At 33.5% G+C, this 26,000-nt stretch carries 25 protein-coding genes; 6 read left to right on the plus strand and 19 right to left on the minus strand.

The features are described from left to right. Positions 1-100 precede the first annotated feature (100 nt). Positions 101-1,306 (plus strand): putative multidrug effflux MFS transporter TcaB, encoded by a 1,206-nt coding sequence (gene tcaB / locus IEU88_RS01245; protein WP_096808501.1) that lies wholly within the window; start codon positions 101-103, stop codon positions 1,304-1,306. A 122-nt stretch (positions 1,307-1,428) separates the two neighbouring features. Here the strand turns inward: tcaB and IEU88_RS01250 are convergent, their stop codons facing one another. After that, the gene (locus IEU88_RS01250; protein WP_096823759.1) at positions 1,429-1,893 is read right to left on the minus strand and encodes a GyrI-like domain-containing protein; all 465 of its coding nucleotides are present in this window, start codon (positions 1,891-1,893) and stop codon (positions 1,429-1,431) included. Positions 1,894-2,056: 163 nt separating this feature from the next. Between IEU88_RS01250 and IEU88_RS01255 the strand changes: the two genes are divergently transcribed. Continuing rightward, positions 2,057-2,665 carry a C39 family peptidase gene (locus IEU88_RS01255; RefSeq protein WP_096808500.1) on the plus strand — a complete coding sequence of 203 codons (609 nt, stop codon included), beginning with the start codon at positions 2,057-2,059 and terminating at the stop codon, positions 2,663-2,665. A gap of 23 nt (positions 2,666-2,688) precedes the next feature. Here IEU88_RS01255 and IEU88_RS01260 read toward each other — a convergent pair whose 3' ends face one another. Next, positions 2,689-3,501 (minus strand): metallophosphoesterase, encoded by an 813-nt coding sequence (locus tag IEU88_RS01260; protein ID WP_096808499.1) that lies wholly within the window; start codon positions 3,499-3,501, stop codon positions 2,689-2,691. Between the two features lie 358 nt (positions 3,502-3,859). On the opposite strand from IEU88_RS01260, the gene yidC reads away from it, so the two are divergent. Both yidC and IEU88_RS01270 read left to right on the plus strand, forming a co-directional pair. Further along, positions 3,860-4,402 carry a membrane protein insertase YidC gene (gene yidC / locus IEU88_RS13845; RefSeq protein WP_318270770.1) on the plus strand — a complete coding sequence of 181 codons (543 nt, stop codon included), beginning with the start codon at positions 3,860-3,862 and terminating at the stop codon, positions 4,400-4,402. 260 nt (positions 4,403-4,662) lie between these two features. Next, positions 4,663-5,163, plus strand: coding sequence for a GNAT family N-acetyltransferase (locus IEU88_RS01270; protein ID WP_096808498.1), 501 nt, complete (start codon positions 4,663-4,665; stop codon positions 5,161-5,163). 221 nt (positions 5,164-5,384) lie between these two features. Here the strand turns inward: IEU88_RS01270 and pcp are convergent, their stop codons facing one another. From pcp to IEU88_RS01350, 16 genes are all read right to left on the minus strand, one after another. Beyond that, positions 5,385-6,026 (minus strand): pyroglutamyl-peptidase I, encoded by a 642-nt coding sequence (gene pcp, locus IEU88_RS01275; protein ID WP_103372836.1) that lies wholly within the window; start codon positions 6,024-6,026, stop codon positions 5,385-5,387. Between the two features lie 43 nt (positions 6,027-6,069). Further along, a complete protein-coding gene (locus tag IEU88_RS01280; RefSeq protein WP_103372826.1) occupies positions 6,070-6,996 on the minus strand; it encodes a DUF979 domain-containing protein in 927 nt (308 codons plus the stop codon). After that, complete coding sequence (locus IEU88_RS01285) at positions 6,989-7,693, minus strand: DUF969 domain-containing protein (RefSeq protein ID WP_103372827.1); 705 nt, start codon at positions 7,691-7,693, stop codon at positions 6,989-6,991. The genes IEU88_RS01280 and IEU88_RS01285 overlap by 8 nt, the downstream gene beginning before the upstream one ends. Positions 7,694-8,052: 359 nt before the next feature. Beyond that, entirely contained in the window at positions 8,053-8,493 is a 441-nt protein-coding gene (locus tag IEU88_RS01290) for a DUF805 domain-containing protein (protein WP_096808494.1), read from the minus strand. Positions 8,494-8,622: 129 nt separating this feature from the next. Continuing rightward, complete coding sequence (locus tag IEU88_RS01295; RefSeq protein ID WP_103372828.1) at positions 8,623-10,227, minus strand: M20/M25/M40 family metallo-hydrolase; 1,605 nt, start codon at positions 10,225-10,227, stop codon at positions 8,623-8,625. Positions 10,228-10,456: 229 nt separating this feature from the next. After that, positions 10,457-11,848 (minus strand): MFS transporter, encoded by a 1,392-nt coding sequence (locus IEU88_RS01300; RefSeq protein WP_103372829.1) that lies wholly within the window; start codon positions 11,846-11,848, stop codon positions 10,457-10,459. A gap of 566 nt (positions 11,849-12,414) precedes the next feature. Next, positions 12,415-13,176 (minus strand): alpha/beta hydrolase, encoded by a 762-nt coding sequence (locus IEU88_RS01305; protein WP_103372830.1) that lies wholly within the window; start codon positions 13,174-13,176, stop codon positions 12,415-12,417. Positions 13,177-13,191: 15 nt separating this feature from the next. Continuing rightward, complete coding sequence (locus IEU88_RS01310; protein WP_096808490.1) at positions 13,192-13,884, minus strand: ABC transporter permease; 693 nt, start codon at positions 13,882-13,884, stop codon at positions 13,192-13,194. After that, positions 13,884-14,825, minus strand: a complete 942-nt coding sequence (locus IEU88_RS01315; RefSeq protein ID WP_096808489.1) for an osmoprotectant ABC transporter substrate-binding protein — start codon at positions 14,823-14,825, stop codon at positions 13,884-13,886. The genes IEU88_RS01310 and IEU88_RS01315 overlap by 1 nt, the downstream gene beginning before the upstream one ends. 15 nt (positions 14,826-14,840) lie before the next feature. After that, positions 14,841-15,476: an ABC transporter permease gene (locus IEU88_RS01320; protein WP_096823757.1), complete on the minus strand. Its 636-nt coding sequence runs from the start codon at positions 15,474-15,476 to the stop codon at positions 14,841-14,843. Then, positions 15,476-16,660, minus strand: a complete 1,185-nt coding sequence (locus IEU88_RS01325) for a betaine/proline/choline family ABC transporter ATP-binding protein (protein ID WP_103372831.1) — start codon at positions 16,658-16,660, stop codon at positions 15,476-15,478. The genes IEU88_RS01320 and IEU88_RS01325 overlap by 1 nt, the downstream gene beginning before the upstream one ends. Positions 16,661-16,943: 283 nt before the next feature. Next, positions 16,944-17,411 (minus strand): thioesterase family protein, encoded by a 468-nt coding sequence (locus IEU88_RS01330; RefSeq protein WP_096808486.1) that lies wholly within the window; start codon positions 17,409-17,411, stop codon positions 16,944-16,946. Between the two features lie 12 nt (positions 17,412-17,423). Beyond that, positions 17,424-18,377: a 3-hydroxyacyl-CoA dehydrogenase NAD-binding domain-containing protein gene (locus IEU88_RS01335; RefSeq protein WP_103372832.1), complete on the minus strand. Its 954-nt coding sequence runs from the start codon at positions 18,375-18,377 to the stop codon at positions 17,424-17,426. Beyond that, complete coding sequence (locus tag IEU88_RS01340) at positions 18,377-19,264, minus strand: beta-keto acid cleavage family enzyme (protein WP_096808484.1); 888 nt, start codon at positions 19,262-19,264, stop codon at positions 18,377-18,379. Before IEU88_RS01340 ends, IEU88_RS01335 begins: the two co-directional genes overlap by 1 nt. A gap of 179 nt (positions 19,265-19,443) precedes the next feature. Beyond that, positions 19,444-20,004: a TetR/AcrR family transcriptional regulator gene (locus tag IEU88_RS01345; protein WP_096808483.1), complete on the minus strand. Its 561-nt coding sequence runs from the start codon at positions 20,002-20,004 to the stop codon at positions 19,444-19,446. A 272-nt stretch (positions 20,005-20,276) separates the two neighbouring features. Further along, positions 20,277-20,873, minus strand: coding sequence for a YdeI/OmpD-associated family protein (locus IEU88_RS01350; RefSeq protein WP_103372833.1), 597 nt, complete (start codon positions 20,871-20,873; stop codon positions 20,277-20,279). A 181-nt stretch (positions 20,874-21,054) separates the two neighbouring features. Here IEU88_RS01350 and IEU88_RS01355 point away from each other — a divergent pair, with 181 nt between their 5' ends. Continuing rightward, positions 21,055-22,434 (plus strand): APC family permease, encoded by a 1,380-nt coding sequence (locus IEU88_RS01355; protein ID WP_103372834.1) that lies wholly within the window; start codon positions 21,055-21,057, stop codon positions 22,432-22,434. Positions 22,435-23,113: 679 nt separating this feature from the next. After that, entirely contained in the window at positions 23,114-24,484 is a 1,371-nt protein-coding gene (locus IEU88_RS01360; protein ID WP_096808480.1) for a CitMHS family transporter, read from the plus strand. 45 nt (positions 24,485-24,529) lie between these two features. Here IEU88_RS01360 and IEU88_RS01365 read toward each other — a convergent pair whose 3' ends face one another. Beyond that, the gene (locus IEU88_RS01365) at positions 24,530-25,714 is read right to left on the minus strand and encodes an MFS transporter (RefSeq protein WP_103372835.1); all 1,185 of its coding nucleotides are present in this window, start codon (positions 25,712-25,714) and stop codon (positions 24,530-24,532) included. Positions 25,715-26,000: the final 286 nt, after the last annotated feature.

Here is a 26,000-nt window from a genome sequence, read left to right on the forward strand (position 1 = left end):
TATTAGGCTCATCATGAACTTAAATTCAAAACAATAGTTACAAAATGACTTAACATGTTTATAATAAGGGATTAGAGACAATTTCAAAGGAGTTTCAAACATGGACAAAATTTCAAATCGTCAATTACCAACCATGGTCATTATTGTGTTGGGTATAATGACTACGTTTGGACCTTTAACTATAGATATGTATGTACCTTCATTACCAAATGTGCAAAGTGATTTTAATACTTCTGTATCGCAGGTTCAACTCACTTTATCATTTGCGATGATTGGACTCGCTATCGGTCAATTTATCTTCGGTCCCCTATCTGACGCATATGGACGTAAAAAAATGGCTTTAATCATTATTTCAATCTATGCCATTGCCTCATTATTTGCCGTTTTTACAACCTCTATGAGCCTTTTACTTCTATTGCGACTATTTCAAGGCTTAACTGGGGGAGGCGCTATTGTTATCGCTAAAGCGACAATGGGCGACCAACATGAAGGTAAGGCTTTAGCTAAAGGACTTGCCTCTTTACTTGTGATCAATGGCATTATTACAATTATTGCTCCAATTATAGGTGGCTATGCATTAACCATATCCAATTGGAAAGCCATATTTTTAATTTTAACTGTAGTGAGTATCATCATATTGATATTATCAATGTTGCATTTAGAAGAAACACATAAAACAAATCTCTCTAAATTGAATTTTAGTGCTATCTTTAAAGACTTCGGTGCCTTATTTAAAAAACCTGCATTTATTATTCCAATGGTTTTACAAGGCTTAACATACGTCATGTTATTTAGCTTTTCAGCTGCAGGACCGTTTATTACACAGAAAATTTACGACATGACTCCTCAACAATTCAGCTATTTATTTGCATTTAACGGCGTTGGGCTAATCATTATGAGTCAACTTACAGCAAAATTGGTTGCATATATGAATAGATATCTATTGTTAATTATTTTGACAACAATTCAAATAGTGGGCGTCATACTAATCATTGTAACTTTAACACTTCATCTACCATTGTGGGTGTTAATTATTGCATTCTTTTTAAACGTGTGTCCTGTAACAGGCATAGGGCCTTTAAGTTTTGCCCTAGCGATGGAATCACGAACGGGCGGTAGTGGTAATGCCTCAAGCCTTTTAGGTTTATTCCAGTTTATACTTGGCGGCATAATGTCACCACTTGTTGGTTTACAAGGCGAATACAGTGTTTTACCATATATCACTATTTTAGTTATAACTGCTATACTCATTATTTGTTTAGAAATTGTCTTTAAATCTATTTTATTTAATAAACAATTAAAATAGATATCTTATTTTAATCATTTAAATGAAAGAACAGGGCGAACAATTTTTAGAAAATGTGTTCTTTACCCTGTTCTTTTTTATATCTCTTGATTGAATTTTATCTACTCTATTAACATCATTTGTTACAAAATAGGCAACCAAATTTCTGTAACATATGCTTCTGAATTTACATCACCTGATTTATATAATTCAAAAAAAGGTGCGTTTCTCAATTCATAATCTAAAGTATGTAAGATATCTCTGTTAATGGTTTGCATCGCTCGTTTTATTGACTCTGGAACCGGTCCTTTTGCGTCAAAGACAAGGTACCTTCCTTCAGCTAAATCAACTTGTTGCCAATTATTCTGCGCTTCCTCATTCGTTACACCGATTAAATAATGCATCTCTCCATTGGCCTTGGGTGTAAAGACGCCTAACAAGCCGTCTAAATGACGATTGCTTTGAAGTTTTAACTGATCTTTATGGCCTGCTGCTTCGAATTCCATCCAGAATTTAAAAATATTTTCTTGTGCTTTTTGCCCAGTTATATATTCTTTTTGAACACCTATAACTGACGTTTTTGATATTGTTTCTATTCTATATTTCATCTCTTCCAACCCCTTTTGGTTATTATAACTAAATTTATAAAATAATTTCTAATATTAACAATATGCTAAGCAACTTTATAGGCGCTTCACGGCAATAGATATATAATAAAAATATTAACTAGAGTTAATTGTTACTCATAAATTGAAACAGGAGTCACTCATTATGAACAAAAAAATATTAGCAGTTAAACCAATCAGTCAACTATTTCCAATCCCAATGATTATGGGATGTGAAGGTATCGCATGCGCAATGATATTACAATTCAACAATCATAATGTGCTCGCCTCCCATATTATGAAACATTGGCCTAAACATGATAATAATCCGTACAAAGGTTATGTAGGCCATCATTTATGGGTTAAACGCGGCTACCACCAAACAATCTTTCCAAATGCTTTAGTTCCATATTTACAAAAATATGATGCGCGTATGATTGACAGTACGGGTCAATCACTTAAAACATTATGTGACACGCTTGATCATGGCCAACCTGTTATCATTTATCACACTGTTTTAGGCCGTAAACCATTTAAACGCACTTTTAAATTTGACAATCAATCTCAGAAATTAGTCTCTAATATTCATGTCACAGTACTTATTGGTTATGATAAACATCATTATTATTATATCGATCCATTATGGTCAAGATTAAAAAAATCAATTATATTCCCTGCTATTTTTCCAAATAAATACCAAATTATTAAAATTAAAAAAGAAAAACTAGAAGCAAGTTACAACACACCTGGTCGCATGAGCCTACATTTTCAATAAAAGTAATTAAAACAAAACACCCATTAATCAATCACAATTTGATGCATAGCCTGATCAATCTCTTGCTCTATATCAGACGTACGCCACTCTCGTTGATACCCTAAACAAGGGCAAATATACGTCACGCCATTTTCTTCAAATGTATTTCTAAAATGAACATGGCCCATAATACTGTACTTGATATCATAACTTGTATAAATACTATTAAAATCTGATGTACCTATAAATGCATTAAAATAATCGAATATCCTATGTGGCATAGGGACAGCAAATTTAGGATGTGTAACAATATGGGTCATTAATATAATTTTTTTGTGTTTTACTTTTTCAATATCTTTAATTGTTTGTTTAGCAGCTATAGCTGATAATTTTCTATCTTCCATTGGCCAATCTATTTTCACTTTATCTTGCCAAGTAGCACCATAATACTTTCTTCGTGCAAGCCGTTCCAATGAAAATTTAGAATTGGCATACGTATAATCATACCAACCTGTATTACCAACAATGGCCCATTCATCATTGACAACATAGGGTTGATCAATTAAACAATTATCCATTTTAATATAAGTATCTAAAATTTCAGATGATGTAATCCCAGTTTCTGCTGACCAAAAATCATGATTCCCCGGGATAAATAACACTTTTATTTGCGCGTTTATTTCAATATTTTCTATAAATTGTTTCGTTCGTTGATAATGATTTGACACATCTCCGGCAATCAATAGTAATTCAATTTGTCGTTTTTGTATGATACGAACTAAAGCTGCTTGATAGTCTTTCGGTGTTAATTGATTATGCCTATCTACATGTAAATCAGAAATGACCCCTATTTGCATAATTATCACATTCCTTATTTATTGTAACAATTTCATTATGACATAACTCCAGTTTATTCATTAAATATTTCGTTTTTCTCTCAATCTTAACAATTTGCATTTTATATAAAATATATTTCTTTTTCTAAAAACACCCTTAAAGCTACTTTGGAAACGATTAAAAATTACATACAATTGTGTTAAAGTTAAGTTTATTACATTGCAGATTGGAAGGTATTTTTTATGAATAGAAAATGGACAGCCTTAATGGGTCTGTCTTTATGTTTAACTGCTTGTGGTTATTCAAATCAAGAAGAGAACCATCGTTTATTATATTTTTGTTAGATCTCTTGATACACTTTTGCATGGGCTAGGTCATTTGTTTGTTAATAACTATGGTATAGTCATCATTGCTATTGTTCTGATTATCCGACTATTTTTAATGCCCTTTATGTTAATCCAAGTTAAAAATATGCATCTGATGAGAGAAAAAACAAAAATAGTTCAACCACAGGTAGATGTTATCAAACAACATTTAAATGAGGCACAAACACAAGAAGACAAACGCGAAGCTAACAAAAAACTTATCACTACTTACAAGCAATATGGTATCAATCCATTGAAAGGCCTCATTGGTTGCTTACCTATTTTAACCCAATTCCCAATATTATTTGGTCTTATTATTACACTAAAGTTCCCTAGTAATGGTGGTATTGACCGTTTTCCATATTTTTTATGGTTCGATTTAACGAAACCTAATTTATGGATGTCATTCATCGCAGCACTTATTTATTTTGTTCAACCTCTCGTGAATACAATACATTATCCTAAAGACCAAAGAAAAACTCACTATATATTAATGGTGCTCTCTCCCATTTTCATTACGTACATTTCATTACATTACATTCTGCTGCTGCACTAGGTTTGTATTGGTCATTTAGCGGGTTGTTTTTAATTTTACAATGCACTTTGCGCATACATATTATAGTAGATTAGTCAAAAAGAAGCGGTTCAATTACAACAACAAATGCATAAAACAAGGCTTAAAATAACTTAGTAAGTATAGCAATATGTTCCCGTTATATATTTTTTAATGAATATCATTTTGTATTTAAAAAATTTCTTTTATAAACTTTTGATGCTATAATAAATTCAATTTGGTAGACAAAGGGGGAGTTTTGTATGGAATTTACTATAAGACCCTTAACAGAAACAGATAAGCGTGGTAAAGCAATTGTTCACTATGAAAGTTGGCTAGAAACCTACAATCACCTTTCCAAAAATAATTACTTAGAAAATCTTGATAAAGAACAATTTATTAAACAGTCTTTTTTACACAATGTGCCAACCTTAGTTGCGATTGTCGACAATGAAGTCGTAGGGTTTATATCTTACGGTAAAACACAGTCCTCTTCTTCTTCGGATGACTGGAGTGAAATATTTGCGCTGTATTTACTAGAAGAGTATCAACGTCATATGATTGGCTATGCGCTTACACAACGCGCGTTAGAGTTGTCTTATCCTGATAATGTAACACTATGGGTAGTCGAAGAGAATGAAAATGCTATTCATTTTTATGAGCAAATTGGATTTAAGGTAACTGATGATAAGAAACCGACTTACTTTGGAAAAACTTATAACGAAATTCGTATGGACTATATAAGAACAGAACATGATCATTAAACTATTTTAAAAAACAAAACATAAAAAAATACAAGCGCTAGTGCGCTTGTATTTTTCTGTCTCACGCCTTTTCCTTTTTCTAAATCATGTCTTAACTTCTATTAAATTAATTTTGGATATATTTTTCTCTCAAATAAGAACTTGTAAATAACATTAAATTAAATCGTTATCTAGATGGATTTTACTGCTATTCTATTACATTAACTGATTAGAAAGTATACTTAATGCGTTTCTCCTAGAGCGACTTTGATATCTTCATCTGATTCAATAATGGCTTCAAGCGCAGCTTTCAATCCTTTTGCGATAGTTTGAATGGACATAGAAGGTTGTTCTGGTTTGTCTGTAACTTGTTCTGGAATAAAAGGGACATGAATAAAACCAAATTTAATATTTGGAAACTGAGTTGCTTGTAAAAACCCCAATTGATATAAAATGTGATTACATACAAACGTACCTGCTGTATTAGATAATCTTGCTGGTACACCCGCTGTTTTAATTGCCTCTGTCATACGTTTTACTGGTAAATTAGAAAAATATGCAGCGTCACCTGATGATTGTATCATCTCATCTATAGGCTGATTGCCTTCATTATCAGGTATACGTGCATCATCTATATTGATACCTATGCGTTCTGGTGTTAATTCAAATCGACCACCAGCTTGCCCTATAGCTAAGACAATATCAAAATGGGTTGCTTTAAGTTTATTTTCTATGGTTACTTTACTTTTGTTAAAAACTGTCGGGATTTCTAATTTTTCTATCGTATGACCTTGTATCTCGTCTGGTAATAAGTTAACCGCTTCTAATGCTGGATTGATTGTATCGCCTCCAAAAGGGTCAAAACCTGTTACTAAAATTTTCATCATTTGAAATCTCCTTTCATTGTTTAAATATTCATCAAATTACTTAAAAAGCCCAAATGTACATCAATCCTATATGAATCAAAATCAATATAAACGCAACAGGCGCCTGGGCTTTAATAACACCAAATTCTTGTTTCATTTCTAATAGTGCGACTGGCAATGTATTAAAATTAGCAGCCATCGGTGTTAATAACGTTCCACAAAATCCACCTGTCATTGCTAGTGCACCTGCAATAACTGGATCCCCACCTTGCGCAATAACAAAAGGAACACCAATACTTGCTGTGATAACTGTAAAAGCAGCAAATGCATTCCCCATCAACATTGTAAAAAGTACCATACCAATCACATAGGCCGCAGCACCTATTAAATGATTTCCCTCGGGCAAAAATGAGGATATCCCTTTGGAAATGACATCACCAACGCCGCTAACGGTAAATAGCACACCTAACGCTGCCAAAAATTGTGGCAATATCCCTACTGTACCAATTTGCTGTGTTAGTCTATCACTATCATACAATACATACTTTCCATTTGGTTTTATGACTATATAAGCAGCAATGAGTCCTAATATAGAAGACACTCCTAGTCCGATAGCTCCGCCTAATGGTGTCCAGTTTGAAACAATAACCGCAGCGACTGCCAGCACTATAGCTGGTATAAATAATTTATTTCCATATTTTTTCGAACCTTTATCTCCTTGTGTATCATTTACATCTACAATGTTTTTAATAACGACTTGTTTACATAGCGTTAATGCCCCCATAACTAAAATAAATACGCCATTAACAACATTGGGTATATATGGACCGCCAATAAATAAGATGGCTAATAAAATCCAAAATAATGCTGTACTATATTTCTTTTTATTTGAGGTGGCTTTTAGTACACGATAAGCGGTATAAAGTAATTGTAAACCAATCAATATGTAAAAAATTTCTAAAATCTGATTTAATGTTTGATCACTCATGTGGTTTCACCTGCTTGTTGCCATACTTTTTACCTAAATATTTATCAAACCTTACATTATTAATCCATACAATCATAAAAACGATAACAGCAATGGGTAATGATGCTAGAACAAGGTCTATAGCATTTACTTTTATATTTAATGATTGAAATGTTCCCACCATTAAGAGTACGCCAGCCGCACCAACAAACAAATTTTGTCCAAAGAAATTACCATAATTTTCCATAGCAGAAGTTTGAGCTTTAATTTTTTCAATATCTTCTGGTTCTACTTCATTTTCTTGCAAATTATAACGTGTTCTTAAAGCCCCTTGCACCATTGGGTTAATTAGTGGGCGAACAAATTGCGGATGCCCACCAATACGTATTGAAGCGACACCTGCAATCTCTCTTATCAATAAGTATATTGTCATTAAACGACCACTCGTCACCTTATTTACTTTGCCTATCATATTCGAAGCTTGCTTCTTTAAGCCAAATCGCTCAATTAAACCGACCATAGGTAGTGTTAAGATAAAAAGTGTTACTAAACGATTATCAACAAATGCTTTACCTAATGTTTCAAGAATTGCGTGTATATCCAATCCAGATACAATTCCTGTTACCACCGCGGCTATTAAAATAACAGCGATTGTATCAATTTTAAATAAAAATCCTAATACGATAATTAAAATACCTAACAATTTTAGCCATTCCATTTTCTGTCCTCCTTTTTTCTTTATATTAAAGGTTTCATTTTTTCAATACAATGAATTTTCTGATAATATTCAGTTGAAAATTTTTAATCTTTAACAAATAATATAAAAAATAGACGAAATAGAACCCCTATTGATTAAAAGGTTTCCTTATTCCGTCTATACGTCCATACATGGATGACTATAAAAATAAGTCTCATGAGTTAGTTTCATGCATTAGTTATTCATTAGATACGGCGCTTTAAAAGTAGTGCTTTTTAAGCTAGGCGTCAATTCATTTTTGTTTCGGTCAACTATCGTTAATCTCATATTCATTCGGAATGGTTCACAGATGCACATTTATTTAAGTGTTTGGAAACGCATTACAACCATTTTAGTTCTGATTCACCAACGTGACGTGATGGTAGTAAAGTTTCAACAATTAATATAATTGTACAAAGCCACGCAATCACGTTAAGTATCACAGCGATGCTATTGATTTGAATTATATCAAATAAAATATTCACCACGATAGTTATACCAATAAGCAAAATAGCAGTACTTCTTTTTCTACCGGCGTCGTAAAATCGCCGTAACGTGACTGCAAACATAGGCACAATCATCGCTAATACAAAAACGCCTACGATAGCGGATATGATTGCTGCAACCGTAAACACCCCTGTAACAAAGCAAATAATGCCTATGATAGCTACAATAAATACCAAAATGATATGAATCAATACTGGTGTCCAGAACTCTAATCTATTTGATTTACCTTGAAAATCTATATATTTTTTCCAAAAATCTTTATAGGCTTCTACCATATTTGACACTCCATTTTCCGTTTAAAATTAACCCTAAAAACCAATATTTAAATTTATACTTCATAATATATCGTAATAGCTTATCCACTAACAAGTAGAATTATACTTAAACAGTAAATATGATAATCTTTATGATTTAATATATGATTTAATAACAGTTTCTAATATAACTGGTAATTCTACAAATGCACTTTGTTTATGCAAACGTTCACTTAATTGATGCGCATCTTTACCGATGGGACCCAGCATTAATGTAGGTGCGCTAATCATTTTGATGGCTTCAAAAGGAATTGAATACGTTTGATTAAAATTGGGCGCATTCTGAGCATATAATGTCATATCATCCATATCAGTTTCAAACTTCAAATAACTGGCGTCACTTATACCATTAAAATAATGTACACGTTCACTATTACGTTGGAATTGATTTTTCAGTGTGTTTTGGACTAAATGAATCGTTGATTCTATACCCTCGTCATACGAAGTATTAACCGCAGGGTAGTATGGTGAAGCAAAAAATGTTACAACAGCAGGCGCAATATTTTTACATAATTGCATCAATTTATCTACGACATTAACGCTTTGTAAATGTAACTCACTTGTTTCTTTGATTGTCTGGTTTATAACTTGATTTATATGATCCACACCATATCGTTTGATTGCATACTGCTTAAGTTGCTCATAAGTCAGAACGTTTATTTTCGTATCAAATTGATAATTTTCTTCTTCTAATATAGAAAGCCATTCTGATTCACAACGTTCTACAGCCGTAATCACAGTATTAATAAAAGCGCTATAGATATCTTTCGGAGTCTTTTTGAATAAAAATATATTAAATAATCCCATGGTTTTAAAAGGTGTTTGAACATCATATGTATCTTTGAGGTCTCTCGTCATCAATGTAACAGGCAAAGGCGTTGATTCATTTTCAAAGCACTCTTTTAATTGGGTATTATATTCCAGTGCTTGCGTAATGTAACTCATCATAAAGCTAGAACTCAATCCTTCAAGTGGTTGGCCTACGTGTGTTTCTTTACCATAACAAAGCACACCAGGCATTATTTTTCCAATTGACCCTGAATATATGTAATGTTGGTCATCAATAGATGCTTGTTGAAACGTAGGCTCACTGTTTAAATGTAATTGAATATCCAAATGATATTCAGTTTTTAATGCCGCGAGTTTTTCTACTGCTTTTCTCATACCGGAAGAGTGTACTTCCTCATCTGGCACTGTTACTAATATAAGGTTAATATCCCACGCTTCCACTGAAGCTAACTCAATTAATGACAGGTGCAACATCAAACCTGCTTTCATATCCATTGTTCCGCGTCCAAATAAATAATCTCCACTGATTAAATCATTTACAGCATCTTCATCTAGATAGCCTTTATTTTGTTGAAAATAATAAGCTAATTTATCAGGGTCACAAGCGATATCCTTTGAAAAACCAAATTCGGATACCCCTACTGTATCATAATGACTTACTAGAACGATTGTTTTACCTGTCCGTGTACCATGATAAAAAGCGATGAGTGCTTCTTTATCATCTTCAGTCAACACTTTTTGTATATGGTCAGAGTTTTTTTGAAAATAATTAAGTTGTGACAATAATTGGTGCACTAAACTAGGAAAACTTTTTTCACCTTGGGTATTCGTAACCGTTGGATGTTTTACAAGCCGTTTTAATAAAGCGAGTCGCTCTTTTTCATTTTGCCATAGTGTATTTTTCAAATTTACCCCTCCTATGTAAACGTTTACTAAATTATAATATGTATCTTAGATGATAACCAATATTTTCATTAAAATATACAATTAACTTAGTTTTACCGCACAAAATTATATTACTACTTCCTTAAATCAATAATATGCATTTAAAAATGCACCCTCAAAGTCAAATTGTCCATCCAACTTTTGGGGTGCATCATCTTTTCTGCTCAATTTACGAGCTAGCTTATTATATTTAATTATTAAATTGGCGTTTCGGTACTAGCAACCACACAGCAATAAACGCAATAATTGCAAGTGTAGCATTAAACCATAAACCATACATGGCGCCCACATGAATATTTTGCTTCGCTGTCATCATACTAAATATGGTACCTGAAATAGCTACACCAAATGAATTACCTAGCGATGACGCCATCTTATAAACGCCGGACGCTACACCAACTTTGTCTTCTGGTGCTGTGGTGACAGCTGTATCTGTTGAAGGTGTTGCGTACATACCTAAACCGATACCGTATATTAAATAACCCAGCACACAACTAACAACATAAACTGTTGTCGGTAAAAATGTTAATGAAATTAAGATAATACCTATAGCGTTCAGCCCTGCCCCTATAAGCATCGGTTTTTTGGGACCGATTGCTTGTAGAACTTTTTCACCAACGCGAATCATAACTAAAACTGCTACTAAATAAGTGATTGTCATTACACCTGATTGAAAAGATGTGAAATGCAAACCTGATTGAAAATACGTATTTGCAACAATTAATGTACCTGCTACAGCGTTCAATAAAAAGTTAGAGACTGTAGCACCACTATACGCTTTATGTTTAAACAACTTGAAATCGATTAATGGGTTTTTAATTTTACTTTCAAATAATATAAATACAATAATTGAAATGATGAATATCACAATTAACATCAAAATAAACGGTGAAAAGAAACCATAATTTGAAGATTGTGTAATAATTAGATTGACACTCAGCATTGCAACTATCAGTATAATTAATCCTACGATGTCAAATTTGGCACGTTTGGATAGCTCAGTTTGAACTGCTTTCGTTTCCGGCGCATGTTTCATTAAATACATAGATAATAATGCTACGATTATAGATATTATAAATATAGAACGCCAGCCTACAAATGTAGCCATAATACCACCAAAGAATGAGCAGATACCTGTACCGCCCCATGAACCTATAGACCAGTAACTTAACGCACGTTGGCGCCTTCTACCAATATAATATTCATTGATAATTGCCAATGTTGAAGGCATAATACAAGCTGCTGATAATCCTTGTATGGCTCTCCCAATAACGAGTAATGGAATGAATCCAGGTATAATAATAAGTAAAGAACCTAATATACTTAAAAATAAACCTATGTAAGTCATTTTAACTCTGCCATACCTATCAGCAAGTCCACCTGTACCAACGACAAATAGACCACATAATAATGCTGTTAAACTTACAGCTACATTAATTGTTCCATAGTTCGTATCAAAAGATGATTGCAGTGCGGGAACAATATTAACGAGTGATTGAGCAAACAACCAAAATGTGATCACACTTAAAAAAATACCTAGAAGAAGCCGATTATCTCCTTCAAACGGTCGTTCTGTTTCCATATATTTTTTGCCTCCTAATCCCCCATGAAACAAGCAGTAATTATTATCAGTGGCTTTGACTATCAAACCACAAAAACATTTTTCTCCCTTTTAAAATAATTACTATAATATAGATATGACTTTTTACTTATCAAAAAAACAAATGATTTTTCAAAAGTCAATATATCCAAAATAACACTAAGTGGTTAATATTGCTAAAAAACAGTGCGTATAGTGTATAAATATACCTAGAAAGAAATTTAACATTTATATAAACTATCTTATTTATGAGTTACCGTGACCAAATATTTTATCTCATTAGCACAATACCTCTACTTTAATCATTCAATATATAAATTTGTATTATATGTTTACCATTATCAGAAAATTCAAATAATATATCTTTATATCCTTGTATTTCGATAATAATTATAGTACTGTGCATTTAATCAAAATATAGCATCCCGTATTAAATGACATTAGAGCTACATTAAAATAACCCATTTCACATAAAAGAAGACAATTTCCCAGTAATTTGGAAAATTGTCTTCTTTTTATTTTAGAATTAAAAAGATAACACTTTATGATTATGCTTCAACGAACCATTGAATCGCACGTTTAATCGCATAATCCCAATAAGCATAATCATGTGCGCCTGGTCCATCTTCAAATAAGTATGACACTTGTTTTTCGTCTAAATAATTAATAAATTTCTTATTATCTTCATATAATTCATCTTCTGTGCCACACATAATCAATAATTCTGGTATCGCTTTATGTTGTTGCATAGCTTGTTCAACTAAATAATATGGGTCTAGTTCATTGCCCTTTGCATTTTTAGATATGCCAGCGATTGCTTCTCCTGAGTAATCGTACCATTTATAATCCATAAATGCCTGAGCATCAAATACAGCAGATAATGGGCAAGCTTTTGCAAATCGATGGCCCTCAGCTAAAGCATATTTAATTGTTCCATAGCCACCCATAGAATGACCTGCAATAAAATTATCCTCTCTTTTATGAGATAATGGCAAGATTTGATGTACATAATCAAACACTTCTAATATATAATCATAATATTTATGGCCAAATACCATATTGCTATAACCGCTATGGTCTGCATTAGGCATAATAACTGCAAGTTGATGTTCATTCGCATAGCGTTCAATACTGGTGTAGCGCATATAGGACGTTTCATCACTTGATAAACCATGTAATAATAATAAAGTTTTTAAGGGTTTAGGCTGTGCTTCTTTGTTAAAATAACTTGCATCTTCTGGTAAAACCACCATAAAATGATGATGCATGCCTATTGTTTTTGAATTATAATTAATCGATAATATTGCCAACTGTTTCACGACCTTCTATTCATTAATCGTTTGTGGTTGTTGTTTACTTCTTTTCTCTGCTCTGTGTGCTGGGTCTAAGCGTTTTTCTAATAATCTTAAACCTACATCAATTAAAATAGCAATTAATGCGATAGGTATTGCACCAGCTAAGATAAATGTCGTACCATCTGTAGCGTTTGTACCGCGAATAACAATATCGCCTAAAGTTGGCGCACCGATAAATGATCCCACTGCTACAACGCCAATTGCTACTACAAGTGCAATTCTTAATCCACCTAAAATGACTGAAAGCGATAAAGGTAGTTCAATCATTCTCAACACTTGGTTTCGTGTCATCCCCATGCCTTTACCAGCATCTTTAATATTTACATCTACACCCATAATACCTGTATAGGTGTTTTTTATAATTGGTAATAAAGCATATAAGAAGACTGTGACTACAACTGTTGTCGTACCTAACCCCATAACTAACATAAGAATCGCTAACATCGCAATGACTGGAACTGTTTGGATAATATTCGCAATCGTAATAATCAAACCAGAGAACTTACTGTATCTTGCGATGACGATACCAATTGGGATACCGACAATGGATGCAAATAATACACCATATACAGACATTAATAAATGTTTTAAAAATAAATCCCAAAGGTAGCCATAGTTAACTGAATAATATTCTACTAATTGCTGTAATAAATTACCTTCCATTAGTTTTGACCACCTTTCTTATCGTCTTCAAAATAATTATGTGCTTTCAAGAATTTTTCTGCAACCACAGCAGGCTCTTGACCTTCACCGTCTGCTTGATAATTCAATTTTTGCATTTCATCTGTAGATACTTTCTTAGCTAATTTATCAATAATTGGCTTCAATTCTGGATGTTTGTCTAACAATTCATTTGTAGCTACCGCACTCGCATCATAGGGTGGGAAAAAGTGTCTATCATCTTTTAATACTTTTAAATCATAAGCTGCAATACGGCCATCTGTGGAATAACCCACTGCTACTTCTAAATTATTTGAATGCAACGCATCGTATACTAAACCAATTTGCATTGGTCTAATCGTGTCAAATTTAAATCCATATTCTTGAGTAAATCCTGGATAGCCATCACCTTTACGATTTAACCATGAACTGTCCACTCCAAGTCGAAGTTCTGGATGCTTTTTCAAATCTGATACAGTATCTAAATTATATTTTTCTGCAGTTTCTTTCGTTACCATAAATGAATATGTGTTTGCAAAACCATATGAATCAAAAAATGTTTGATCGAATTTCTTTTGGAAACCATCTTGTGTTACTTTCATTGCTTTTTTAGGATCTTTAATCGGATCTTCGTTTAATGCGCCAGTCAAGTCTGTACCATTATATCTTGTACCTGACATGTTAGCGTCACCATTAACTAACGCATTGTGTTGAATCGTACTTGATCCTAAATTGTTGATTAGTGTCGGTTTAATCTTACCGTTTGTATCATGTTCTATTAACAGTCTCAACATATGAGACATAATTTGTGATTCACTTGTTGCTAGCGCTGTAATTTTGACATCATCTTCTGAGCTGTTGCCACCTAATCCAGGTAAACTACATCCAGATAAGACCGTCAGACACAACACAAGCACAATACAATATTGTTTCAATTTCTTCATAATGTCCTCCTCAAATTATCTGGATACTTTTAATCCTTTAGGTACAGCCCATCTTTCTACGATTGAAAGTAAGAAGTCTACGAATAAAGCTAATGCAGTAACTAATACCGCTGCACTTATAATCATTAATGGGTCATACAAGTTTAATCCGTTAAATACAAAATCACCTAAACCGCCCGCGCCTACGTAGCTGGCTAAAGTAGCCCAACTAATTACGTAGACAGAAGATAGTCGGATACCCCCTAAAATAAGCGGTAAGGCTAATGGTAATTCAATATCTTTCATTAATTGAAAGCGTGTCATACCCATGCTTGTGCCTGCTTCTTTAATATTGTCATCTATGTTTTGTACACCTAATACAGTGTTATTTAAAATTGGTAATAATACATATATAAATAATGCTACGATTGCAGGTAATTTACCAACACCAAATATCGGTATCATGACAGCTAATACCGCTAATGTTGGGATTGTTTGAAGCACCCCAGCAATTGTTAATACAATATTAGATGTTCTTTTCATTTTAGATAGTAAAATCCCTATTGGTACCGCGATTACAATAGCAATTAATAAAGCGATGATTGAGATATAGAAATGTTCAACTGTTTTAGATATCAGTTGCCCACCATATTGATCTATAAAGTCTTTCATTACTTATCAGCTCCTACATTGTCGGGCTCAACAATAGCATTTTTTTGTGCGCTGATATCTTCATCTAATTCGCCCCAAATACTATCGTAAACAATATCAACTAAGTTTGCTCTTGTAATTAATCCAATCAGTGTTTCTTCATCGCTATCTACAACTGGTACGTTTCTTACATTACGTTTTAAGATTGTGCGTACTGTATCTTGTAATTTACTATCTACTCTCACTCTATAAATATCACGTTGCATCATGTCTATAAGTTCTTTCCCACCACGTAGTCCTTGGTTTATATCTTCAATGTCTAAATAACCAAGCAGCCTACTATTGTTTCCAACTACGAATATTGTATCCACGCGACGTTCTCTCATAATTTTAACCGCTTCGTTTAATGAACTGTCTGCATGTACTGTTACTGGTCGGATCATTGCATCTTTAACAGTTCTCATATTAGGTCTATCTTGAATCAATCTATTTTGACCAATAAAGTCGCGGACGAAATCATTTGCAGGATGACGTAAAATATTATCTGGCGTATCGTATTGAACGACTTGCCCTTCAGACATAATACAAATCTTGTCTGCCAGTTTAATCGCTTCATCCATATCATGTGTAACAAAAATAAATGTTTTACCTAATTTTTGTTGCAATTGTTTCACTAAGTCTTGCAACGTGTCTCTCGTGATTGGATCTAATGCGCCAAACGGTTCATCCATTAAAATGACATCTTGTTCAGCAGCTAATGCACGAACAACACCAATACGTTGTTGCTGCCCGCCAGAAAGTTGAGAAGGATATCTATCTAAATATTCTTCAGGTAAATCGACAAGTTTAATTAACTCTTTCGCTTTTTTCTCTTTCTTTTCTTCAGACCATTTTAATAACTTAGGGACTAATACAATATTTTCTTTAATGGTCATATGAGGCATTAATCCAATTTGTTGAATTACATAACCAATTTTCCTACGTAGTTCAACAGCATTCATTTTACGAACATTTTTGCCGTTGATTGCAATTTCTCCTTCTGTAGCTTCAATCATTCTATTTATCATTCTTAAAGCAGTTGTTTTACCGCTTCCACTTGTACCTATAAATGCGATAAATTCACCAGATTCAATTTCTAATGAAATATTATCTACAGCTTTTTTTGTGCCGCCATAGACTTTAGATAAGTTTTTTATACTTAACATGTGTTAATTCCTTTCTATACTTATATTCTCAATTAAAAGTTTCTTATAAATATAGGGCTACCTGTGGATGTTATACAAATCCGAAAATAAGTAAAAACATGTAGCACAACTAGCCCTACTTTATTCATGTGTCGGTCAAAAAGATTAATTTCGACTTATTTTATCCATACTATATATTAAGATAACTCAATAAATGAAAATAAACAATTTATAACTGTAAATTTTGTTTATTAAAATATTGAAGTAAATTTACATTCAATAGCTCAAAATTAATTCTAAAATTTTATTTTCGTTTTATGCCAATAAGGTGTCCTAATTCTTTTGGTTTTACTTGAATCCCACCCAACTGCGCATAATCATCTATAGCATTTTTAATTTTTCCTGGGAACGCTGATGGTCTACCAGTCGTTGTGTCCATCCCCATGAGCATCACTTCATACGTTGCACAGCGTGTGTTTTGAGAATCTACTAAATTCATAAATACGTGCAACCGTTTAGCATCATAATCATATAATGCCACTTTTACCGTAATCGGTTCATCTACTTTAATTTCTTTTAAATACATAACATGATTCTCTAAAGTAAAAACGGTGTACTGAAGTTTGTCAATGGCTTCCATATCTAAACCTAGCTCCGCAAGCCAAGCATCTGTAGCATCACTAAATACACGATTATATTCAGCATCATTCATATGCTGATTATGGTCTACCCAAATATCTTTAACAGTTGTTCGATATTGAAATTGAGTCATATTAACCTCCGTTTATTTTGTACCTTTTTTCATTGAGGCAGTATCTCCCGGCCAATAAGCTTCCGCTAATTTTTTTACTTTAACTAAGAATTCATTACGTTTTTGATCTAATTCAGACATTGACTGACCTTGTGAAGCTATTTCACAGCCATTAACGACATCATCATATAGTGTTTGAGTTAATTCAGGCGCAATTAATTTTGTCCATGGTTTTTTCAATGCTGGTCCAAATTGTTTCAACATATGACGCATGCCACCTTCGCCGCCTGCAAGATGGAACGTCATAAATGGCCCATATTGTGCGTAACGTAATCCTGCTGCATGTGTAAATGCTTTATCTACTTCTTCTGTTGTCGCTACGCCGTCATTAACAATATGTAATGCTTCTCTCCATAATGCTTCCATTAACCTATCAGCGATATGACCTTCAATTTCATGTCTCACATGTAATACATCCATGCCAATACTTTCATATATTTCTTCAGCTTTAACCGTTGTAGCTTCATTCGTTTGTTTGCCAGGGACAACTTCTACCAATGGCAAAATATACACTGGGTGGAACGGGTGCGCCACCACTAAACGTTCAGGGTGTTTTAAATTTTGTTGTAATTCTGAAGGCATAATTCCAGAAGTACTCGATCCAATCATTGCATCTGGCTTAGCGTAAGCATCAATTTCAGTTAATACTTGATCTTTAATTGATTCGATTTCTGGAACATTTTCTTGAATATGATCAGCATCTTTTACAGCTTCTTCTAAATTTGCTGTGAATGAAAGCTTATCTAAAGATGCACCTTCTGCTAAACCTAATTGTTCAGCATATGGCCAATTTTGTTTTACTTGCTTTAACATTCTTTCATAAGCACCTTCACTCGGATCAGTTGCTACCACTTCATGACCGTGGGCTAAAATACGCGTAATCCAACCACTACCTATAACACCTGTACCTACCACTGCAAATTTCATTATTTGCCTCCTTTTGGATCTCTAAGTTGATATTTCACGCGCGCTTCAGCTGGCGTCATCGGTTCTATATCTAAATCTTTTAATATTTCAACCGCACGTTCAACAAGTTGCTCGTTAGAAGCTTTGACACCTTTAGATAAATATAAATTATCTTCTAATCCAACGCGCACATTGCCTCCACGTTTTGCTGCTTCTTCTACAGTTGGCAATTGCATTCTTCCAATTCCAAACGCTGACCAATGTGCATTGTCAGGAATACGTGTTTTAAAATATTCAATTGTTTCCGCGTCATTTTCAGCGCCCCACGGTATGCCTAAACAGAATTGGAACATTGGTTCACCTTCAATAAGGCCTTCATTAACTAATTGTTTAGCAAACGAAATATGTCCACTATCAAAACATTCTAATTCAGGTTTTACGCCTGCATCTTTTACAAGTTGTGCTTGTTTTCTTAACCAATCTGCTGGGCTTAAATACACAGCATCTCCCATGTTCACGCTTCCACAATCAAGCGTGCACATTTCTGGTAATAAGGCACCAATTGCTTCGTGTCTCTCAGCAGGTGTTTGCATATCTGAGCCTTTAGCCGCTGTATACGGATCTTCAAGGTTAGGGATAAAGTCTCCGCCACCACCTGAAGTAATATTGATAATAATATCTTCATCAGCTTCTCTAATTAATCTGACTGCTTCTTTAAAAAATTCAACATCATGGCTTATACCCCCTGTTTCTGGGTCTCTTGCATGAATGTGTGCTACAGTAGCTCCTGCTCTTGCACATTTAATTGCTGAATCTGCAATTTCTTGAGGCGTTACAGGAACACTTTTATTTTTATCTACAGTATCTCCAGCACCTGTTAAAGCTGCTGTTAGCATAACTTTTTTCATATATAAACCTCCAACAGAGTTTTTATCACATGGGATAGTGTACCAACTGGACGGTTTAGTTTCAACCCTTAAAACGGCCAAAAAAAGGGATAAATGATGATGTCTCGTCATTTATCCCTATACTATCAGTACTTCTCACGATTTGAGAATTTAATTATTTTTTTATAATTTTAACTTTTTTATGCATCGTTTCGTCGCATTCGATTTTTTTCAGTGTAAGATGTTAATCTTTCTAAAACTTTTGACCTCATTGACTCATCTAATGCATCTAATCCAAACACCTCTGATAACCATAAACCATCTACTGCCAACCTTATAATTGTCGCATCTACTTTATCAAGTCCGTCTCGTTCTATTTTATCTTGCCATGCTTTATAGGTATCTTGTAACGGCAATAATAAATTACTGTTTATACCTTGTGCAGCCAACATTCCAGAAGTAATGGATGCATTTTCTGAACGGTGTTCTCTTGTAGCTTCAATAAAGGCGCGAAGTAATTTACCTTCATCTTGATCGTCTTTTTGTACATGCTCATTGACATTATTTCTATACAATTCATCTGCATGATCTACAAGTCCTTGTATTAACGCAAATTTATTTTTAAAGTGATACAGTAAACCACCTTTACTTACACCTGCTTTTTTGGCTACTGCATCCAGAGTTAAATATTCACTGCCTTGTTCGTTAACAATAGCCGCTGCTGCTTGTAATAGTTGCGTACGTTTAGACGCTCTTGCCATGACTACACCTCCTTAAATAATTTAATTTCGTTTGTATTTTTATCTTTTGTTTATCCGAGCAAACTATAAACGATAAATTATCAACTTGCAACATTATTATATTTTTTATATAACTTTATAACAGTTTAATCAAGTGGTGATACGTGCTTTTACTAACTTAAACATATGATATAACTATACAACCCTTTTTATATTTGTAACACACAAAACATGCAATGTGTGTTTACAAACTACAACTGATTTGTATAGTAAAACGCCAATTTATTGAGCGATTAGTTATCATTCATCCCTTTGCCTTCTAAAATATGCTCAATATATTTTTCAACTCTATTTTGTCTTGTTGATGCCTTTTTAGCATTTCCAATATAGTACATATATTGACGTTGTCTACCTGGTGTTAAATGATTAAATGCTTCTTTTAATGCTGGTGATGCTTCTAATTTATTTTTTAATTCTTCAGGCATATGATATGTTTCTGTTGTTTTCATAGGTACCTTTTCTCCAGACTTTTCAAGACGAATCGCTTCCTCAATATACCATTTAATTTCATCTTTTCTGTTTTTGATTTCTTCTAGACTTTCAAACCTTAATTGTCTCGCTGCTTGAACATTTTTTGTTTGTTGAATCAATGAATGATAGGGGTCTTCCATGATAGCCCCCTTTTCAAATAACAAAGCACAGTATTGTTTAAAATTTTGTATAATTACAACGTTCTTATGATTTAAAGTATAACAAGGATGCATCCATTTATAATCTTCTACTAATTCAGTTTCTTGCAAAATTGTTCTAAGTAATTTAAAAGAGGCTTGCCAATCGTTTAATCCATCAATAAATGCATCTACCTTTATATTTTTATTTTTTTCAACCATAAGCACTCACCCTTTATTTTTTATTTATTTTCATTTTACTATGAATAGTGCAATTTAAGCCATTACAAAAGTATTCTAAAGAACAAACCAAGTTTTCCGATTAGTTTACTATGATTTAAATATAATTTGTGTTATGATGCTTTTATTATTTTCAATTTACATAAAATAAAGAGGTGTTCTAATGCAACAATCAAAACATTTAAAAAAAGTGCTGGGTTTATCTGATGTTATGGGTATTGCTATCGGACAAATTATTGGCGCTGGTGTCATGTCCTTAACGGGTATTGGTATACAAATGACAGGAAGTGGCATTACGCCAGCATTCATTCTATCATCACTTATAACATTACTTACGATGTTACCTATAGCAATTTTAGCTTCTAGTTTACCTACTACAGGGGGTATGTATCAATATACTAGTCGTTTACTGTCACCTAAAACAGGTGTTTTTTGGTTATTATTATTCATCTTTTTACAAATAACATTATCTTTATATGCGCTTTCTTTTGCACAATATCTTGAAGGTTTACTCCCTGGTGTTCCAGTAAGAACTGTAGCCTTTTTACTACTCACCGTTTTGTTTGTAGTTAATATCGTGGGCATTAAATCTGCTTCAATCGTCGGTAACTTAATGGTAATAACTTTAATCTTAGCTTTATCATTCTTTATTCTTTTTGGTTTACCTCATGTTAATTTTAGCGTATTCAGCACCTCATCCATGTTTCCTGATGGTTTTACTGGTTTCTTTACAGCAGTGGGTCTCGTTTCATTCGCTACAGGTGGAGCTCAAGTAGTAGCTGAACTTGGTGGAGAAATGAAAAACCCTAAGAGAGATATACCACTTGTAATCGTTGTAGCTACTATTTTTGTAGGGTTATTATATGCTTTTATCGCCTCTATTGCAGTTGGGGTTTTACCAATACCTGAAGTTGCAGGCAGACCTTTAACAAGTGTCGCTAAAGAAGTGCTACCATCACCAGTATTTATTTGCTTTATGGTTGGAGGAGCGATGTTCGCTTTAGCTACGACTCTGAACGCAACATTCACGTGGGTCACAAAAAGTTTATTAATTGCTATCGAAGATGGGTACTTGCCCAAGACGTTAGGCACTGTTAATAAACGCTTTGGCACGCCACATTGGTTATTACTAATATTTTATATTATCGGAATTTTACCAATTGTAAGTGGTATGTCTCTAGATGTTGTCGCACAGTTAGGTACAGGTATTTCACTTATCGTATTTGCTTTCCCTGCGCTAGCTGTTACACAATTACCTAAAAAATATCCTGAAGCTTATAAGCAATCTTTCTTTAAATTGCCTTATCCAGTACTAGTGGTCATCGCTACGGCAGCCATTGTCGTTTTACTCTATCAATCATACTTGCTAATTTCAGATTTGAAATTAGGTTATATTATGGGAACATTTGCATATATTTTTATTTCTGCATTGATTGCTCATTTTTCTAATAAAAAATCAAACTTATCTATTGAATCTATACAATTCGCTAAAAATGTTCCAAAAAATGAGGACTGGGACAAAAACCAAATTTTTATAAAATGATTTCGTTTATCCACGCCATCAAGAAGAACTAGAAAAAATAGTCCAGAGCCGAATTGCTTGCATAAGTGCTACTAGCCCCCAATGGATTACATGAGCTTCGACTCATGCATAAGTGCTACTAGCCCCCAGTGGGTTACATGAGCTTCGACTCATGCATAAGTGCTACTAATTTTCATAAATGAAGAAGTAGCACTTTAGAAGTAGCACTTTTGAAATAGCTTTTTAGACCTGTTTTTCTTTAGTAAAGTAAGGCTTTATATTTTTATTCCATTCACCTCCTGCCAACACAATATTCAAGATTAAAACATTATTTATGTCTCAATACCTTTTTCAACAATAGCACTCCATTAAACTTAAAATGGATGCTATTGTTATGTATATGTTAAACACTATAAAAACATAAGAGTCACAAAGAAGTTTGTATCAATGTACTATTTAATACATTCAAACATGCCTCCCTTTTTTCAAATAAGTCACTTTATCAAAATACATCTTTAATCTATGTAGCGATTTGCTTTTCTTATGGTTTAATATAAGTAAAATTATATTAAAATCATTATAAAATATTAAAATCAATCCCTAATCTCTGTTACACTTATAAATAATCACTTTTTAAGTGTGTGTGGTAAAGCGTTAAATGATTTATGTAAGCGCTTTAAGTTTATGGAGGGGATGTTTTATGCAACAAGATAATATTTGGTTAACAATTGTTGGTCTCATTATTATCATTTTAATCGTTGGTTTATTGATAGCCAAACGTATCAGCCCTGTGGTAGGTATGATTTTAATACCAAGTATAGGGGCTTTAATATTAGGTTATAGTATTGGAGACTTAGTAGATTTCTTTAATAGTGGGTTAGATCAAGTAATCAACGTTGTCATCATGTTTATCTTTGCCATTATTTTCTTTGGAATCATGAGTGACAGTGGTTTATTTAAACCTTTAGTGAAAAGGTTAATTTTGTTAACGAGAGGTAACGTCATCATCGTCTGTATTGTCACAGCAATCATTGGTACGTTCGCGCAATTAGATGGTGCAGGTGCAACAACATTCTTGCTATCAATTCCTGCATTATTACCACTGTATAAAGCCTTAAATATGAATCGATATCTATTACTTTTATTACTTGCTTTAAGTGCCGCTATTATGAATATGGTACCTTGGGGCGGCCCGATGGCGCGTACGGCTTCAGTCTTAAACATAAAAAACGTGAACGAGCTATGGTATGGTGTTATTCCTATTCAAATTATAGGGTTCTTCCTTATACTCATATTTGCTGTATATTTAGGTTTCAGAGAAAAAACACGCATCAGCCGTGATATTCGTTCTGGTAAATTACCAGATACTCAAGACGTGGACATACATAAATTAGTAGAAATTTATGAGCATGATCAAGATATTAAGTTCCCTATCCGTGGTGTTGCTGTTACAAAACCTTGGATTAATTGGGTGAACGTCGCATTAACCATCGCAGTCATTGTAGCAATGTTAGCTAACATTGCTCCACCAGAATTCGCATTTATGATTGGTGTTGCAATTGCTTTAATTATTAATTTCCCAAATGTCGATGAACAAATGAGTCGTTTAAAAGCGCATGCGCCAAATGCTTTAATGATGGCTGCAGTTATCATTGCAGCAGGCATGTTCTTAGGGGTATTAAATGAAACTGGTATGTTAGAATCTATTGCACTCAGCTTTATTCATATTATTCCAGACGCAGTAGGTCCGTATTTACATATTATAGTGGGTATATTTGGTGTACCTCTAGATTTATTAACGAGTACGGATGCTTATTACTTTGCTGTATTACCAATCGTAGAACAAACAGCAAGTCAATTCGGTGTACCTAGTATTTCTACAGCTTATTCTATGGTTATTGGTAATATTATAGGAACATTCGTCAGTCCATTTTCACCAGCGCTATGGTTAGCTATAGGTCTTGCAGAAGCAAACATGGGTACTTATATTAAGTATGCTTTCTTCTGGGTTTGGGGATTTGCAATCGTAATGTTACTCATTGCTATGTTAATCGGCGTTGTAACTTTTTAATATGCACTTTATAAAAACAGCGAAGCCTTTTGGCTCCGCTGTTTTCTATGTGTTTATTTGAGTATTTTTATATTTTGCGACATTTTTAAGGCTAACCACTAAAATGAATGCTACGATAGCAATCGCAGCTGAGAAGTAGGTAGTTGCATATACGTTTAAATTAGATACAACTAAACCACCCACAATACCGCCAATACCGATGCCGGCATTTAAACTGGACATATTCCAACTCATTACTTGGCTTGTATCACCTTCAACATGTTCAATAATACCACTTTGAACAGCTGGATTAGTACTCCATTGCATAATATTCCAAATAAAGATAACCATTAATAATAAGCCTGTTCCTGGTAAGAAAACATTAAGGATAAGCATCATGATAATAAATATAGTAGTAGCGATAATTAACCAACGTTTACTTGTAAGTCTATCCGATAAAAAACCACCCATTGAGGTACCTATTACACCTGCTACACCATTAATTAATAATGCAACAGAAACAAATGACAGATCATGTCCCCCAGAAAGCATCAATGGATTAATATATATGAATGTAACTGAGTTCGCTACTAATAATAAGAATGTGATACCTAAGTATTTTGTTACTTCAACTGGTCTCAGCACTTTAGAATAACTACTTGAACGTTTCGAATCTGTTTCTGTATTGGTAGATGGATAACTGCTTAATTTCGGAACATACGCATACATTAAAACCCCTACAAGTATACTAATAACAACAATAAATAGAAATGTATATCTCCAACCAACTAAATCACCTATAATTGTGCCAATCGGTACACCAAAAACGTTTGCGCCACTAAAGCCTGAATACACAATACCTATCATTTTGCCACGGTGTTGAGGTGCAGTTAACAAGGCTGTTAACGCTAGTATTTTAACTACAATTAAAGCAGCTGCTGCAGATGATAATATTCGTCCGACTACTAGAATAGAAAAGTTAGGCGCTATAGCAATAATAAGATTTCCTACAACAAACACTGCTAAAGCCCATATTAAAACCTTTCGTGGTGAAAAACGGTTGGTTAACTTCACTAATATAGGACCAGCTACGGCAAATGTAATAGCATATAAAGTTACTAATTGCCCTATGACAGGTTCAGAGACTTGTAAATCATTACTCATTAAATTCATAATCCCTGCAACCATCATTTCGACCATTCCAACAATAAATATACTTAAAATAAACGTAATAATACGCATAATTGACATAAATATCCTCCTCTCTTTGCTTTGATTTCAAAAATTTTATAACTGTTTTATTATAAACCATTCGTCAATATATATGAATATGTCACTATATGTAAAATTTTTAATTTCCAAATTAAAGGCAGGAAACGAACAGAAATCCAAAATTGAATTTGGTCTCCTGTTCTGTCCCCTGCCGCACAAATTGATTGTAAATAAATGGGCAATCAGCAATCAAGTTATTTCTAAATCGTGCATCGTTTTGTAGTTCTCTCGCATATATAACTAGCATGCATTATAGCTAGACATG

The sequence above is a fragment of the Staphylococcus nepalensis genome (genome assembly GCF_014635045.1).
GTDB classification, from domain to species: Bacteria; Bacillota; Bacilli; order Staphylococcales; family Staphylococcaceae; genus Staphylococcus; species Staphylococcus nepalensis.

Bases quoted from the DNA above. Each gene is read 5' to 3' on its own strand.
- IEU88_RS01325 (WP_103372831.1), bottom strand. From the start codon at position 16,660: ATGTTAAGTATAAAAAACTTATCTAAAGTCTATGGCGGCACAAAAAAA.
- tcaB (WP_096808501.1), top strand. From the start codon at position 101: ATGGACAAAATTTCAAATCGTCAATTACCAACCATGGTCATTATTGTG.
- IEU88_RS01355 (WP_103372834.1), top strand. From the start codon at position 21,055: ATGCAACAATCAAAACATTTAAAAAAAGTGCTGGGTTTATCTGATGTT.
- IEU88_RS01285 (WP_103372827.1), bottom strand. From the start codon at position 7,693: ATGGAATGGCTAAAATTGTTAGGTATTTTAATTATCGTATTAGGATTT.
- IEU88_RS01350 (WP_103372833.1), bottom strand. From the start codon at position 20,873: ATGGTTGAAAAAAATAAAAATATAAAGGTAGATGCATTTATTGATGGA.
- IEU88_RS01365 (WP_103372835.1), bottom strand. From the start codon at position 25,714: ATGTCAATTATGCGTATTATTACGTTTATTTTAAGTATATTTATTGTT.
- IEU88_RS01345 (WP_096808483.1), bottom strand. From the start codon at position 20,004: ATGGCAAGAGCGTCTAAACGTACGCAACTATTACAAGCAGCAGCGGCT.
- IEU88_RS01290 (WP_096808494.1), bottom strand. From the start codon at position 8,493: ATGGTAGAAGCCTATAAAGATTTTTGGAAAAAATATATAGATTTTCAA.
- IEU88_RS01255 (WP_096808500.1), top strand. From the start codon at position 2,057: ATGAACAAAAAAATATTAGCAGTTAAACCAATCAGTCAACTATTTCCA.
- pcp (WP_103372836.1), bottom strand. From the start codon at position 6,026: ATGAAAATTTTAGTAACAGGTTTTGACCCTTTTGGAGGCGATACAATC.
- IEU88_RS01280 (WP_103372826.1), bottom strand. From the start codon at position 6,996: ATGAGTGATCAAACATTAAATCAGATTTTAGAAATTTTTTACATATTG.
- IEU88_RS01250 (WP_096823759.1), bottom strand. From the start codon at position 1,893: ATGAAATATAGAATAGAAACAATATCAAAAACGTCAGTTATAGGTGTT.
- IEU88_RS01330 (WP_096808486.1), bottom strand. From the start codon at position 17,411: ATGACTCAATTTCAATATCGAACAACTGTTAAAGATATTTGGGTAGAC.
- IEU88_RS01320 (WP_096823757.1), bottom strand. From the start codon at position 15,476: ATGAAAGACTTTATAGATCAATATGGTGGGCAACTGATATCTAAAACA.
- IEU88_RS01300 (WP_103372829.1), bottom strand. From the start codon at position 11,848: ATGGAAACAGAACGACCGTTTGAAGGAGATAATCGGCTTCTTCTAGGT.
- IEU88_RS01260 (WP_096808499.1), bottom strand. From the start codon at position 3,501: ATGCAAATAGGGGTCATTTCTGATTTACATGTAGATAGGCATAATCAA.
- IEU88_RS01360 (WP_096808480.1), top strand. From the start codon at position 23,114: ATGCAACAAGATAATATTTGGTTAACAATTGTTGGTCTCATTATTATC.
- IEU88_RS01270 (WP_096808498.1), top strand. From the start codon at position 4,663: ATGGAATTTACTATAAGACCCTTAACAGAAACAGATAAGCGTGGTAAA.
- IEU88_RS01335 (WP_103372832.1), bottom strand. From the start codon at position 18,377: ATGAAATTTGCAGTGGTAGGTACAGGTGTTATAGGTAGTGGTTGGATT.
- IEU88_RS01310 (WP_096808490.1), bottom strand. From the start codon at position 13,884: ATGGAAGGTAATTTATTACAGCAATTAGTAGAATATTATTCAGTTAAC.
- IEU88_RS01340 (WP_096808484.1), bottom strand. From the start codon at position 19,264: ATGAAAAAAGTTATGCTAACAGCAGCTTTAACAGGTGCTGGAGATACT.
- IEU88_RS01315 (WP_096808489.1), bottom strand. From the start codon at position 14,825: ATGAAGAAATTGAAACAATATTGTATTGTGCTTGTGTTGTGTCTGACG.